Here is a 13919-nt window from a genome sequence, read left to right on the forward strand (position 1 = left end):
CGCGGCAAACAAAGACTAAAGCGAGCGAGGCAATAAGGCTTTGCTCACGGAAAGGTGTTGGGGGATCCCCATGCTGACAGGTATTGCGGCAGCGTTTTTCTATCTGTTCGCTTTCATCATGATCGCCAGTGCGTTCATGGTGATTGCGGCACGCAACCCCGTGCATTCGGTGCTGTTTCTGATCCTCACGTTCTTCAATGCGGCAGCTCTGTTCCTGCTGACCGGGGCCGAGTTCCTCGCCATGATCCTGCTCGTCGTTTACGTCGGTGCAGTGGCGGTTCTCTTCCTCTTCGTCGTCATGATGCTGGATGTGGACTTCTCCGAACTGAAGCGCGGCGCATTGCAATATGCACCGGTCGGCGCTCTGGTCGGTCTGATCTTGCTCGGCGAACTGATCTTCGTGTTCGCAAGCAACATGTTTGCGCCGAAGCTGGGGCAGGGTTCCGTGCCGATCCCGAATATCGCCGAGCGGAGCAATACCGCTGCACTGGGTGACATTCTCTACACCGACTTCGTCTTCTACTTCCAGGTTGCTGGTCTCGTCCTTCTGGTCGCGATGATCGGCGCCATCGTTCTGACGCTGCGGCACAAGCCGAATGTCAAGCGCCAGTCCATCCCGACCCAGGTAGCTCGCACGCCCGAAACGGCGATCGAGATCAAGAAGGTCGAAACGGGCAAAGGCATCTGAGGATAAGCATATGGAAATCGGTATCGCCCACTATCTCACCGTTTCGGCCATCCTGTTTACGCTTGGCGTCTTCGGCATCTTCCTGAACCGCAAGAACGTCATCGTCATCCTGATGTCGATCGAATTGATCCTTTTGTCGGTCAATCTCAATTTCGTGGCGTTCTCCAGCCAGCTCGGCGACATGGTCGGGCAGGTCTTCGCCCTTTTCGTTCTGACTGTTGCGGCTGCCGAAGCAGCCATCGGTCTGGCAATTCTCGTTGTTTTCTTCCGTAATCGCGGCTCCATCGCGGTGGAAGACGTCAATGTTATGAAAGGTTGACGGGCAAATGCTCTATTACGCGATCGTCTTCCTTCCGCTTCTCGGCTTCCTGATTGCCGGTCTCTTCGGCAATCAGATCGGAGCCAAGGCGAGCGAATACATCACTTCCGGTTTCATGGTCATCGTCGCGATCCTGTCCTGGGTCGTCTTCTTCCAGATTCCGCTCGGCCACGATGCAGAAACCGTCCGCATCCCGGTTCTTCACTGGGTGACGTCGGGCGCGCTTTCCTTTGACTGGTCGCTGCGCGTCGATACGCTCACCGGCGTCATGCTGGTCGTGGTGAACTCGGTGTCGGCTCTCGTGCATATCTATTCCATTGGATATATGCACCACGATCCGCATCGTCCGCGCTTCTTCGCCTATCTGTCGCTCTTCACTTTCGCCATGCTCATGCTGGTCACGTCGGACAATCTGGTCCAGATGTTCTTCGGCTGGGAAGGCGTGGGTCTGGCTTCGTACCTCCTGATCGGTTTCTGGTTCCAGAAGCCTTCGGCCAATGCAGCCGCCATGAAGGCGTTCGTCGTCAACCGCGTCGGCGACTTCGGCTTCCTGCTCGGCATCTTCGGCGTGTTCGCGCTGTTCCAGTCGGTCGACTACAACACGATCTTCGCTGCCGCAGCCAATTATCTGCCGGCTGAAGGCGCTGCCGATGCCAATCAGGTCGTTCTGAACTTCCTCGGCTATCAGCTCGACAAGCAGGGCGCGATCACGATCACCTGTCTGCTGCTCTTCATGGGCGCGATGGGCAAGTCGGCGCAGTTCCTGCTGCACACCTGGCTTCCGGACGCCATGGAAGGCCCGACCCCGGTTTCGGCTCTCATTCACGCCGCTACCATGGTTACCGCGGGCGTGTTCATGGTCGCCCGCATGTCGCCGATCTTTGAACTGTCGCAGACCGCACTTCTGGTCGTGACCATCATCGGCGCCACCACTGCCTTCTTTGCGGCAACGGTCGCTCTCGTGCAGAACGACATCAAGCGCGTGATCGCCTATTCGACCTGTTCGCAGCTCGGCTATATGTTCGCAGCGCTCGGTGTAGGTGCCTATGGCGCCGCCGTGTTCCACCTGTTCACGCACGCTTTCTTCAAGGCGCTTTTGTTCCTTTGCGCCGGTTCGGTTATCCATGCCGTTTCGGAAGAGCAGGACATGCGTCGCATGGGCGGCCTGCGCAAGCTGATCCCCATCACCTACTGGATGATGGTCATCGGTACGGTTGCCATTACGGGCCTCGGTATTCCGGGCACGATCATCGGCACCGCCGGTTTCTTCTCCAAGGATGCGATCATCGAATCCGTCTTCGCTTCGCACAGTGCTGCCAGCGGCTACGCTTCGACGCTTCTCATCGTTGCAGCGCTCTTCACGAGCTTCTATTCATGGCGTCTGATTTTCATGACCTTCCACGGCAAGCCGCGCGCTTCGGCGGAAGTCATGCATCACGTCCATGAATCGCCAGCCGTCATGTTCGTTCCGCTGCTGATCCTCGGCGTCGGTGCACTCTTTGCCGGTGTCGTGTTCAAGGAACTCTTCTTCGGCCACGAATATGCCGAATTCTGGAAGGGCGCGCTGTTCACTTCGGCTGCCAACCAGATCCTTGAGGAATACCACCATGTTCCTCTGTGGGTTAAGCTGTCGCCGTTCATCTCGATGGTTCTCGGCTTCATCGTCGCCTGGATCTTCTACATCCGCTCGCCGGAAACGCCGAAGGCGCTGGCTGCCCGTCATCGTGGCCTCTACCAGTTCCTTCTCAACAAGTGGTACTTCGACGAACTGTACGATTTCCTCTTCGTACGTCCGGCTCGCTGGCTTGGCCGCTTGTTCTGGAAGGGTGGCGACGGCTGGCTTATTGACGGCTTCGGCCCGGATGGCATCTCGGCTCGCGTGCTCGATGTCACCAACCGCGTCGTCAAGATGCAGTCCGGATACCTTTATCACTACGCATTCGCGATGCTGATCGGCGTCGCCGCGCTCGTCACTTGGATGATGCTCGGGAGCTCTTTCTGATGACCGACTGGCCAATTCTCTCAACGGTCACGTTTCTGCCGCTTGTCGGCGCGTTACTGATCCTTCTGATCAAGGACGACAGCGAGGCTTCGCGTCGCAATATCCGCAATGTCGCGCTGCTGACGACGATATTCGTCTTCATCCTGTCGCTCGTCATCTGGGCAGGGTTCGATAATTCGAACCCCGGCTTCCAGATGGTCGAACAGATCGACTGGATGGGTGGCGGCATCAGCTACCACATGGGCGTGGACGGTATCTCCGTCCTGTTCGTGGTGCTGTCGGCTTTCCTCATGCCCTTCTGCATTCTCGCAAGCTGGATATCGGTGGAAAAGCGCGTCAAGGAATACATGATCGCGTTCCTCATTCTGGAAACGCTGATGATCGGCGTGTTCTGCGCGCTCGACCTGTTCCTGTTCTACGTGTTCTTCGAAGCAAGCCTTATCCCGATGTTCATCATCATTGGCGTGTGGGGCGGCAAGCGTCGCGTCTATGCGAGCTTGAAGTTCTTCCTCTACACGCTTCTGGGCTCGGTTCTGATGCTTATCGCCATCATGGCCATGTACTGGCAGGCTGGCACGATGAACATCGTGGAACTGCAGAAGTACAGCTTCCCTGCTGGGATGCAGACATGGTTATGGCTCGCCTTCTTCGCGTCCTTTGCCGTGAAGATGCCGATGTGGCCGGTCCATACCTGGTTGCCGGATGCGCACGTTGAAGCACCGACGGCAGGCTCGGTCATTCTGGCCGGTATCCTGCTGAAGCTCGGCGGTTACGGCTTCCTGCGCTTCTCGCTGCCGATGTTTCCGCTGGCGTCCGCCGATTTCGCTCCGCTGATCTTCACGCTGTCGGTCATAGCCATCATCTACACGTCCCTGGTCGCTCTGGTTCAGGAAGACATCAAGAAGCTGATCGCCTATTCGTCGGTTGCCCACATGGCCTATGTGACCATGGGTATCTTTGCCGCGAACGAGCAGGGCATTCAGGGCGCCATCTTCCAGATGCTGTCGCACGGTATCGTGTCGGGCGCGCTCTTCCTCTGCGTCGGCGTGATCTATGATCGCATGCATACCCGTGAAATTGCGGCGTTCGGCGGTCTGGTGAACAACATGCCGAAATATGCGGTGGCCTTCCTCATCTTCACGATGGCGAATGTGGGCCTGCCGGGTACTTCGGGCTTCATCGGTGAATTCCTGACGCTGTTCGGTGTGTTCCGGGTCAATACCTGGGTGGCACTGTTCGCAACCACGGGTGTCATCCTCTCGGCGGCTTATGCGCTCTGGCTCTACCGTCAGGTAGTCTTCGGCGCATTGACGAAGGAAAGCCTGAAGGCGCTCCTCGACTTGAGCCCGCGTGAGAAGATCATTCTCTACCCGCTTGTGGCGCTCACCATCTTCTTCGGTGTGTATCCGACCCCGGTCTTCGACGTGACCGCCGGTGCCGTGAACGCCCTGGTCCAACATTACGACGCAGCACTCGCGGGCACCGCGAGCGCCGTGCTGGCACAGTAAGAAATAAAGGCGTAGGTCATGCAGACTGATCTGATAGCTCATCTGACCCTTGCAGCACCGGAGGTTCTCCTTGCTGTAGGCGCCTTGGCACTGCTCATGATTGGCGTGTTCTCCGGCGAACGGGCGACCACGCTCGTCAACGGATTATCCGTCGCGGTGCTTATTGCAGCGCTGGCTCTGGTGGTCCTTTTCCCAACGAACGGCGCCGCATTCGGCGGTGCCATCGTCAATGACAGCTTCAGCCGCTTCATGAAGGTGCTGACGCTGATCGGCTCCATCGTGACGCTGATCATGTCGGTCGGCTTCGCCAAGGCGGAGAAGTTCGACAAGTTCGAGTTCCCGGTCCTGATCGTGATTTCCACGCTCGGCATGTTGCTGATGGTTTCAGCATCCAACATGCTGTCGCTCTATCTCGGTCTCGAACTGCAATCGCTGGCGCTCTACGTTCTGGCAGCATTCAACCGCGATAGCGTCCGTTCGACGGAAGCTGGTCTGAAATACTTCGTTCTCGGTTCGCTTTCCTCGGGCATGCTGCTTTACGGCATTTCACTCGTCTACGGTTACACCGGCCACATCGGCTTTACCGAAATTGCCCAGGCCGTCTCCGGTGGTCAGCGTGAACTCGGTCTGGTGTTCGGTCTCGTCTTCATTCTGGCCGGTCTGGCATTCAAGATTTCTGCCGTTCCGTTCCACATGTGGACGCCGGACGTCTATGAAGGCGCGCCGACCCCGGTAACGGCATTTTTTGCCGCCGCCCCGAAGATGGCTGCCATGGCGCTCATCATTCGCGTCGTCTCCGAAGCCTTTGCTCCGGTCACCCATGACTGGCAGCAGGTCGTGATTTTCATCGCGCTTGCCTCGATGGTCCTCGGTGCGTTTGCCGCCATCGGCCAGCGTAACATCAAGCGCCTGATGGCTTATTCCTCGATCAGCCATATGGGCTATGCGCTCGTTGGTCTGGCCGCCGGAACGGTGATCGGCGTGAAGGGCGTGATGATCTACATGGCAATCTACCTTGCCATGACGCTCGGCACCTTCGCGTTCATTCTTGCAATGCGCACCAAGGACGGCAATGTGGAGAGCATTGAGGACTTGGCCGGTCTGTCCCGCACCAATCCGGTGCTGGCAACGATCATGACCATCTTCCTGTTCTCGCTCGCCGGAATTCCGCCGCTCGCCGGTTTCTTCGGAAAGTGGTACACCTTCCTTGCCGCCGTTGAAGCAGGCCTCTATCCGCTTGCCATCATCGGTATCGTGGCTTCGGTCGTGGGCGCGTTCTATTACCTGCGCATGATCAAGATCATGTGGTTCGATGAGCCGACGGGTGGTTTCGTTCCGGTCGCAGGCGAGCTTCGTCTCGTTCTCGGCGTAACGGGTGCCTTCGTGCTCTTCTACGTCTTCCTTGCTGGTCCGATCGGCGGATTTGCCGAAGCCGCAGCCAAGACGTTTTTCTAAAGCATGTCTCCCAAAAGTGGGAACCGCCTTCGCGGGGAAATCAGTTCACTGGACTGATTTCTGGTCCCGCTACGATAGGATGAAGACATGCGTAGGAATATAATGAGAGAGCAAAAGGCGGAAGCATAAATGAGTTTTGCGCTTTCGCCTGTTGCGGCAAATGAGGGCTACCGTCTCGAAACTTTCGAGACGGTAGGTTCCACCAATGCGGTTGCTCTGGAACGGGCAGCCAGCGGTGATCCGGGCAAGCTCTGGCTTGTTACGAAGAAACAGGAAAGCGGTCGCGGAAGACGGGGCCGTGCCTGGTCTACGCCGGAAGGCAATCTTGCCTCCACGCTGCTTCTTGTTGAATCCTATGAAATGAAGACGGCTGCGACGCTTGGTTTTGTTGCCGGCTTGTCGCTTGCCGATGCACTTGATGCGGTATTCGCTGCGACGGGGCCTGCCGTGCCGCCGACAATCGGCCTGAAATGGCCGAATGACGTGCTGGTCAATGGCGCGAAACTCACCGGCATCCTGCTTGAATCGTCCATTCTGGCGAAGAATTTGTTCGCCGTTGCCATCGGTATCGGGACCAATGTGGTCGCCTTTCCCGATGACCTGCCTTATGCAGCAACGTCGTTGCAGGCTCTCGGCAGCAAATGCGATGCCGAGACTTTGTTTGCAGCCTTGTCGGATGCCTGGTCGGTCAACTATCGCGTCTGGAATGAAGGGCGCGGTCTCGACGATATTCGCAAGCGCTGGCTGCAGCGCGCGCATGGCCTTGGCCAGAATGTAACCATGCAGGTTGAAGGCCGTATCATCGAAGGTCGTTTTGAGACAATCGATGAGGCATGCCGTTTTGTTATTCGCGAGGACGAAGGCTCGCGAGTTGCGGTAACGGCTGGCGATGTCTATTTCGGAACTGCTGCTACAATTCGCAAATAATTGTTTTGTTTTGTCTTGCTAGGGTTGCAACAGGACAACTTTAGGTCCAGTTGATGCCGCAAGGCGGGATTAATCACAGAGGAAATTTCATGGCCCGATCCAATACTACTGAACTCGTCTTTCTGCCGCTTGGCGGCGTAGGCGAAATCGGCATGAATTTGGCCATGTATGGCTTCGGTCCTGCGGATAACCGTGAATGGCTTGTCGTGGATATGGGGGTGAGCTTTGCGGGGCCTGAACAGCCAGGCGCTGATCTCATCCTGCCGGATATCCGCTATCTCGAGGCTGAAAAGCACAATCTGCGCGGCATCGTTATCACCCATGCGCATGAAGACCATTTCGGTGCTTTGCTCGATCTGTGGCCGCGCCTGAAGGTTCCGGTTTATGCGACGCCATTCACCGCCGGTCTACTTGAAGCCAAGCGACAGTCGGAACACGGTGCGCCCGAAATTCCAATCACGATCTACAAGGCAGGCGAGAAATTCGAAGTCGGGCCTTTCAAGCTTGAAGCTGTCGCAGTAACCCACTCCATTCCCGAGCCGGTTTCGCTGGCTATTACGACACCGCTCGGCACGGTCGTGCATACGGGTGACTGGAAGATGGACCCGGAACCATCGCTCGGACCGGTTATCGATGAGGCGCGTTTCCGCGCTATCGGTGATGCAGGCGTTCTGGCGCTGATCTGCGATTCCACCAATGCTTTGCGCGAGGGCGAGTCTCCTTCGGAACGTCAGGTGGGCGAGAGCCTGCGCGAGTTGATTGAAAATGCGCGCGGTCGTGTGGCCATCACCACTTTCTCTTCCAATGTCGGTCGTATCCGGTCGATTACCGAAGCAGCACGCGATGCGGGCCGTCAGGTGCTGGTGGTTGGGCGTTCGATGAAGCGCGCCATCTCCGTCGCCACAGAACTTGGCTATATGGAAGGCTTGCCGGAATATCTCAGCGAAGAGGATTACGGCTATATTCCACGCGAAAACGTGGTGATGATCCTTACCGGCAGTCAGGGCGAACCGCGCGCGGCACTCGCCAAACTGGCGCGTGACGAAATGCGCAGCCTCGCGCTGACGGTGGGCGATACGGTCATTTATTCATCGCGTGCCATCCCGGGCAATGAAAAATCCATTCTCGACATCAAGAACCGCCTGATTGATCGCGGTATCAAGATCATCGGTGATGAGGATGCATTGGTCCATGTGTCGGGCCATCCACGGCGCAGCGAATTGCGTCGCATGTATTCCTGGGTTCGTCCGCAAATTCTGGTGCCGGTGCATGGCGAAGCCGCTCATCTGGTCGCGCAAGGTTCTCTTGGCGCGATGGAGGGCATCGAGCAGGTCGCGCAGGTGCGTGACGGCGACATGCTGCGTCTGGCACCCGGCAAGGCCGAAATTATCGATGAAGCGCCGGTTGGCCGGATTTACAAGGACGGCAAGCTGATCGGTGACGAGGAAGAAATCGGCATGGTCGAGCGTCGCAAGCTCGCTTATGTCGGTCATGTCGCCGTTTCGGTGCTGCTGGACCGTGAACACAAGATCATCGATGAGCCCGACCTTGTGACTTTCGGGGTGCCGGAGGAAAACGCACAGGGCGATCTGTTGGAAGACATCCTGCTGGATGCAGCCATCGAGGCCATCGACAGCATTCCGCGCGTTCGCCGCAAGGATATCGAGCTTGTCCGGGAGTCCGTGCGCCGTGCCGTTCGCGCTGCGGCAAATGAAGCATGGGGCAAAAAGCCGGTAGTGACCGTATTCGTGAATAGGATACGGTAGTCATACGGATTGCAAAATGACCGGCATGGGAGGTGCTGATGCTCGAACGCTTGAACCACGTGGCGATTGCCGTTCCGGATATCGGTGCGGCGGCAGCGCTTTATCGCGGCAAGCTCGGTGCGAAAGTCACCGAGCCGCAGGCACTGCCTGAACATGGCGTAACCGTGGTTTTTATCGACGTCGGCAACACCAAGATCGAATTGCTGGAACCGTTGGGTGAGGGGTCGCCGATTGCGGCGTTTCTGGAAAAGAATCCTTCCGGCGGGATGCACCATCTGTGCTATGAGGTTGCGGACATAATTGCTGCTCGCGACCGCCTCAAGGCGGAAGGTGCGCGTATTCTTGGAGATGGCGAGCCGAAGACCGGCGCCCATGGCAAACCGGTTCTGTTCCTGCATCCCAAGGATTTCAACGGCACACTGATCGAACTGGAAGAGGTGTAATCATGTCTCTGGTTTCAGGAATCGCGATTTACTTCATCATCTGGTGGACGACGCTGTTCGCGCTGCTGCCTGTTGGCTTGCGCACGCAGGCTGAAGAAAACGAAGTGACTTTGGGCACGGTGGCCAGCGCTCCGGCAAAACCACGCATCGGTCGTGCCTTTCTGCGGACGACCATCGTCGCAACACTCATCTTCCTGCTCTATTATTATGTGACGCAGATCAGCGGTTTCGGCCTCGATGATATCCCGCATTTCTTCCCGGATCTGACCTGAGCATTCGTTCACGTTCCGACATGAATTTTTGAGGCTGCCTAAATTATAGGCAGCCTTTCTTTTGTATAAAGAAAAGTGGACGCGCCTACCATGGGTTGCGTCAGATATCGAGCTCGTTGGCGTAACGTATTGAATTTACGACACAGCACAACCCGGCGTCATTTGTGACAGCGATAGCGCTCCCTGAGCAATGTTCTTCATATAAATCGATTTATACTTAAGTGAAATTTAATACTTGAATGCGCAGAGGGCGCTGCGATAAATCCCACAAAATCAATGTGTTATTGCAAGCTATAAAATAGGGAAACTGCGGAAAGCATGGAGGTGCTACAAGTTCAAAAAAAAAGCAAGGCTTTCGCCTTGCTAATCAAATACGCGTTCGATCCGTTTCCATTTGACTGGCGGCTGCGAAAGTCGCGCCTGGATCCATCCTCCCAAGACTTTGACCGCGTGAAACCAACGGTTTTATTCCGTTGTTGCTCTTATGCTGAAAAAAATAGCGAACTGCACAGCTTTTGTCACGAAAAATCTTCTATGGCGTCATATTTCTTTCGCAAATTTTCCCGAATGAGAGTGATATATCTGTAATATATTGAATTTGAATGTGAATCCGGAAGCCGCATTTCGCGTCTCTGGTTCTTTCGACAGGCGATCATGGTTGTGGATGGGGAAATCCGCTATCGCGAAAGCTTTTCAGGCGGGTTTCCAACCGGTGTATAACCCGGTAAGAAACCGACAAATATGCTTAATTTTTGCCTGATTCTTGAAGCACTCAGGCAGTCCCTCTTGATTGGTGGTTACGATGCGTCTGTCGCGGTATTTTTTGCCTATTCTGAAGGAAAACCCCAAGGAGGCGGAAATCGTCTCCCACAGGCTGATGCTGCGCTCGGGCATGATCCGTCAACAGTCGGCCGGCATCTATTCCTGGCTGCCGATCGGTCTGAAGGTTCTCAACAAGGTCTGCGATATCATTCGTGAAGAGCAGAACCGCGCGGGCGCCAATGAAATCCTGATGCCGACCATCCAGTCCGCAGACCTGTGGCGCGAAAGCGGTCGCTACGATGCCTATGGCAAGGAAATGCTGCGCATTCAGGACCGTCAGGAGCGCGATATGCTCTTCGGTCCGACCAATGAGGAAATGGTCACCGACATTTTCCGCTCCTATGTGCGCTCCTACAAGGATCTGCCGCTCAATCTCTACCACATCCAGTGGAAGTTCCGCGACGAAGTGCGCCCGCGTTTCGGCGTCATGCGTTCGCGCGAATTTCTGATGAAGGACGCCTATTCGTTCGACCTCGATTATGAGGGCGCGAAAATGGCTTACTACCGTATGTTCGTGTCTTATCTGCGCACTTTTGCACGTGTTGGCCTGCAGGCCATCCCGATGCGCGCCGATACGGGACCGATTGGCGGCGACCTCAGCCACGAATTCATCATTTTGGCGGAAACGGGCGAAAGCCAGGTTTTCTGCGACAAGGCCTATCTCGATCTGGCCGTGCCGGGCGCGGACACCGATTTCCGCAACGATGCGCAGCTGACCGATATCGTCAATCGCTGGACGACGCCTTATGCGGCAACCGACGAAATGCACGACGAGGCCGACTGGTCCAAGGTGAAGCCGGAAGATCAGGTCTCTGCACGTGGCATCGAAGTGGGGCACATCTTCCATTTCGGCACGAAATATTCCGAACCGATGGGCGCGAAAGTGCAGGGTCCGGATGGCAAGGAACATCTGGTTTCCATGGGTTCCTACGGCATCGGTCCGTCGCGCCTTGTTGCGGCAGCCATTGAAGCCTTCCACGACGATGCGGGCATCATCTGGCCGAAATCCATCGCGCCGTTCGGTGCCGGTATCGTCAACATGAAGCCGGGCGACGAAGGCTGCGACGCTGTAAGCGAGAAGATCTACGAAGCGCTGACCAATGCAGGCGTCGATCCTCTGCTGGACGACACGGATGACCGTCCGGGTGCAAAGTTCGCCACGATGGACCTGATCGGCCTGCCGACGCAGGTGATCGTTGGCCCGCGTGGCGTTGCCGCCGGTGAAGTCGAGATCAAGGATCGCAAGACCGGTGAACGCCAGAGCCTGAGCGTTGAAGCTGCGATCAATCTGTTGACGGCAGAAGCATGAGCAGCGCGGCGGCAGCAAAATCCGGGGATCAGGCAAAGGCAGCTCAAAAGGCTCCAAAGTCAGGTCCATTCTCGGCTTTCGAACGGATGATCGCTTGGCGATATCTGCGCGCGCGCCGCCGCGAGACTTTTATCTCGGTCATTGCCGGTTTTTCGTTCACCGGCATCATGCTGGGCGTGGCGACCCTCATCATCGTCATGGCGGTGATGAACGGTTTCCGTGCCGAGCTTCTTTCGCGAATTCTCGGCATCAATGGCCATCTCATCATGCAGCCGATTGATCGTCCGCTGGATGATTATGCCGATCTCATCAAGCGGATCGACGGTATTTCCGGCATCAGGTTCGCCATTCCCGTGGTGGAAGGGCAGGCGCTCGTCCAGGGGAATATCGGCGCAGGAACGGGTGCATTGGTGCGCGGTCTTCGTGAAGAGGATCTCGACAAGCTCAAGCTCGTCTCCGGCAATATTCGCCAGGGCACGCTTCAGGGCTTCGATCAGGGCGGCGGCGTCGCCATCGGAACCCGCATGGCCGAAAATCTCGGCCTTTCAATCGGCGATACGCTACGGGTGATTTCGCCGGATGGCGATGTGACCCCGTTCGGCGTCAATCCGCGCGTGAAGGCCTATCCGATTGTAGCGATCTTCGAGATCGGCATGTCGGAATACGACTCGTCGATTGTCATGATGCCGCTGTCCGAGGCGCAGCTTTTCTTCAATCAGGAAGGCAAGGTGCAATCGCTTGAAATCTTTGTCGATAATCCCGACAAGGTGGATGCGATGCGCGCGCCGGTGGAAGAGGCAGCGGGACGTCAGCTCTCGCTTGTCGACTGGCGCCAGCGCAATCAGACTTTCTTCTCGGCGCTGGAAGTCGAGCGCAATGTCATGTTCATGATCCTGACGCTGATCGTGCTCGTGGCGGCGCTGAACATCATTTCCGGCCTTATCATGCTGGTGAAGGATAAGGGGCACGATATTGCGATCCTGCGAACCATGGGGGCCACCCGTGGCGCGGTGATGCGCATATTCCTGATGACGGGCGCCGCCATCGGCGTCACCGGCACGGTAGCCGGTGTCGTTCTGGGCGTTGTCGTTTGCCTCAATGTCGAGCGTCTGCGGGAGTTCTTCTCGTGGCTCTCGGGAACCACGCTCTTCAATCCGGAACTTTACTTCCTGAGCCAATTGCCTGCGAAGATGGACCCCGGTGAAACCATCTCCGTTATCGTCATGGCTCTGGTGCTTTCATTCATTGCCACCATTTTCCCGGCCTGGCGCGCTGCCAAGCTCGATCCGGTCGAAGCATTGAGGTACGAATAAATGGCGGCTGAAATCATCATGCGGCTGGAGCGTGTCGGCCGCGCCTATAAGGAAGCCGACCGCGAACTGGTCATTCTGAAGGATGCCGATTTCACACTTCGTCGTGGGGAAATGGTTGCGCTTGTCGCGCCATCGGGAGCGGGCAAGTCGACATTGCTGCACACGGCAGGCCTGCTGGAGCGTCCCGACAACGGAGACGTTTTCTTGGATGGGCGTTCCTGCAGCAAATTGTCCGATGATGAGCGCACGGCTGTGCGCCGCAACGACGTCGGTTTCGTTTATCAGTTCCACCATCTTCTGCCGGAATTTTCCGCGCTGGAGAATGTGATGATGCCGCAGATGATCCGCGGTCTGTCCAGGAAAGCCGCAGCAGAGCGTGCGCAGCAGCTTCTTGAATATATGAAGATCGGCAAGCGCGCTTCGCATCGCCCGTCGGAACTTTCCGGCGGTGAACAACAGCGCGTCGCTATTGCCCGCGCCGTTGCCAACGCGCCGCTCGTTCTTCTGGCAGATGAACCGACTGGCAACCTCGATCCAACGACATCGTCTTACGTCTTCGGAGCTCTTGAGGCCCTCGTGCGTCAGTCGGGGCTTGCGGCTCTGATCGCGACCCATAATCACGAACTTGCCCGCCGCATGGACCGGCGCGTCACGCTGAAGGACGGCAAGGTCGTCGATCTGTAAGCCTTTCAGGTCACAGCAGCACCTCATCCCGAGGAGCCGCCGCAGGCGGCGTCTCGAAGGGCGAGGTGCGGTTCCGCTGCCTGCGCGTTCCGGTTTGCTCGAACAGGACCTCTGCTCCACCCATTTGTTCTGACGTGCGTTTGATCGGGCGGTATAGGCTTGCAGGACCATATTCCCGTACAAGTGTCTTGGCGTTCGGGGTGGTCTTGGAAGCGCTCCCAGCACCTCATCCTCAGGAGCCGCCACAGGTGGCGTCTCGAAGGGCGATGTGCGTCTCCGCCTGAATATGGCGCTTTCGTTCCCCGCTCACGCAGCCAGCGTCTGCGGTTGTATATTCACTATTCGTAAACCCTAAAATGAATGGCGGGCTAGAACGGGTGTTGACTTTGGAACAAAAATAGAACAAAAAAT

General features: G+C 56.9%; 12 protein-coding genes. All 12 read left to right on the forward strand.

Features of this window, described 5'->3' with window-relative positions; translation table 11 throughout:
• The first annotated feature begins 70 nt into the window (after positions 1-70).
• Positions 71-688 (forward strand): NADH-quinone oxidoreductase subunit J, encoded by a 618-nt coding sequence (locus CES86_RS19265; protein WP_010661180.1) that lies wholly within the window; start codon positions 71-73, stop codon positions 686-688.
• Between the two features lie 10 nt (positions 689-698).
• Entirely contained in the window at positions 699-1007 is a 309-nt protein-coding gene (gene nuoK / locus CES86_RS19270; RefSeq protein WP_006466598.1) for an NADH-quinone oxidoreductase subunit NuoK, read from the forward strand.
• A 7-nt stretch (positions 1008-1014) separates the two neighbouring features.
• Entirely contained in the window at positions 1015-3009 is a 1995-nt protein-coding gene (nuoL, locus tag CES86_RS19275) for an NADH-quinone oxidoreductase subunit L (protein ID WP_012092258.1), read from the forward strand.
• A complete protein-coding gene (locus tag CES86_RS19280; protein ID WP_010661182.1) occupies positions 3009-4517 on the forward strand; it encodes an NADH-quinone oxidoreductase subunit M in 1509 nt (502 codons plus the stop codon). The genes nuoL and CES86_RS19280 overlap by 1 nt, the downstream gene beginning before the upstream one ends.
• A gap of 18 nt (positions 4518-4535) precedes the next feature.
• Complete coding sequence (gene nuoN / locus CES86_RS19285) at positions 4536-5972, forward strand: NADH-quinone oxidoreductase subunit NuoN (RefSeq protein ID WP_010661183.1); 1437 nt, start codon at positions 4536-4538, stop codon at positions 5970-5972.
• Positions 5973-6101: 129 nt separating this feature from the next.
• Positions 6102-6899, forward strand: coding sequence for a biotin--[acetyl-CoA-carboxylase] ligase (locus CES86_RS19290; RefSeq protein ID WP_010661184.1), 798 nt, complete (start codon positions 6102-6104; stop codon positions 6897-6899).
• Between the two features lie 89 nt (positions 6900-6988).
• Entirely contained in the window at positions 6989-8665 is a 1677-nt protein-coding gene (locus CES86_RS19295) for a ribonuclease J (RefSeq protein ID WP_094515104.1), read from the forward strand.
• A gap of 38 nt (positions 8666-8703) precedes the next feature.
• Positions 8704-9108 (forward strand): methylmalonyl-CoA epimerase, encoded by a 405-nt coding sequence (gene mce, locus CES86_RS19300; protein WP_094515105.1) that lies wholly within the window; start codon positions 8704-8706, stop codon positions 9106-9108.
• A gap of 2 nt (positions 9109-9110) precedes the next feature.
• Positions 9111-9380 (forward strand): DUF1467 family protein, encoded by a 270-nt coding sequence (locus tag CES86_RS19305; RefSeq protein ID WP_012092254.1) that lies wholly within the window; start codon positions 9111-9113, stop codon positions 9378-9380.
• Between the two features lie 802 nt (positions 9381-10182).
• Positions 10183-11511: a proline--tRNA ligase gene (proS, locus tag CES86_RS19310; protein ID WP_010661187.1), complete on the forward strand. Its 1329-nt coding sequence runs from the start codon at positions 10183-10185 to the stop codon at positions 11509-11511.
• Positions 11508-12824 carry a lipoprotein-releasing ABC transporter permease subunit gene (locus CES86_RS19315; protein WP_094515106.1) on the forward strand — a complete coding sequence of 439 codons (1317 nt, stop codon included), beginning with the start codon at positions 11508-11510 and terminating at the stop codon, positions 12822-12824. Before proS ends, CES86_RS19315 begins: the two co-directional genes overlap by 4 nt.
• On the forward strand, positions 12825-13508 hold the full coding sequence (locus CES86_RS19320; protein ID WP_010661189.1) for an ABC transporter ATP-binding protein: 684 nt from the start codon (positions 12825-12827) through the stop codon (positions 13506-13508).
• Positions 13509-13919: the final 411 nt, after the last annotated feature.

It is taken from the genome of Brucella lupini (assembly GCF_002252535.1).
GTDB lineage: Bacteria > Pseudomonadota > Alphaproteobacteria > Rhizobiales > Rhizobiaceae > Brucella > Brucella anthropi.

Bases quoted from the DNA above. Each gene is read 5' to 3' on its own strand.
- CES86_RS19265 (WP_010661180.1), top strand. From the start codon at position 71: ATGCTGACAGGTATTGCGGCAGCGTTTTTCTATCTGTTCGCTTTCATC.
- nuoK (WP_006466598.1), top strand. From the start codon at position 699: ATGGAAATCGGTATCGCCCACTATCTCACCGTTTCGGCCATCCTGTTT.
- nuoL (WP_012092258.1), top strand. From the start codon at position 1,015: ATGCTCTATTACGCGATCGTCTTCCTTCCGCTTCTCGGCTTCCTGATT.
- CES86_RS19280 (WP_010661182.1), top strand. From the start codon at position 3,009: ATGACCGACTGGCCAATTCTCTCAACGGTCACGTTTCTGCCGCTTGTC.
- nuoN (WP_010661183.1), top strand. From the start codon at position 4,536: ATGCAGACTGATCTGATAGCTCATCTGACCCTTGCAGCACCGGAGGTT.
- CES86_RS19290 (WP_010661184.1), top strand. From the start codon at position 6,102: ATGAGTTTTGCGCTTTCGCCTGTTGCGGCAAATGAGGGCTACCGTCTC.
- CES86_RS19295 (WP_094515104.1), top strand. From the start codon at position 6,989: ATGGCCCGATCCAATACTACTGAACTCGTCTTTCTGCCGCTTGGCGGC.
- mce (WP_094515105.1), top strand. From the start codon at position 8,704: ATGCTCGAACGCTTGAACCACGTGGCGATTGCCGTTCCGGATATCGGT.
- CES86_RS19305 (WP_012092254.1), top strand. From the start codon at position 9,111: ATGTCTCTGGTTTCAGGAATCGCGATTTACTTCATCATCTGGTGGACG.
- proS (WP_010661187.1), top strand. From the start codon at position 10,183: ATGCGTCTGTCGCGGTATTTTTTGCCTATTCTGAAGGAAAACCCCAAG.
- CES86_RS19315 (WP_094515106.1), top strand. From the start codon at position 11,508: ATGAGCAGCGCGGCGGCAGCAAAATCCGGGGATCAGGCAAAGGCAGCT.
- CES86_RS19320 (WP_010661189.1), top strand. From the start codon at position 12,825: ATGGCGGCTGAAATCATCATGCGGCTGGAGCGTGTCGGCCGCGCCTAT.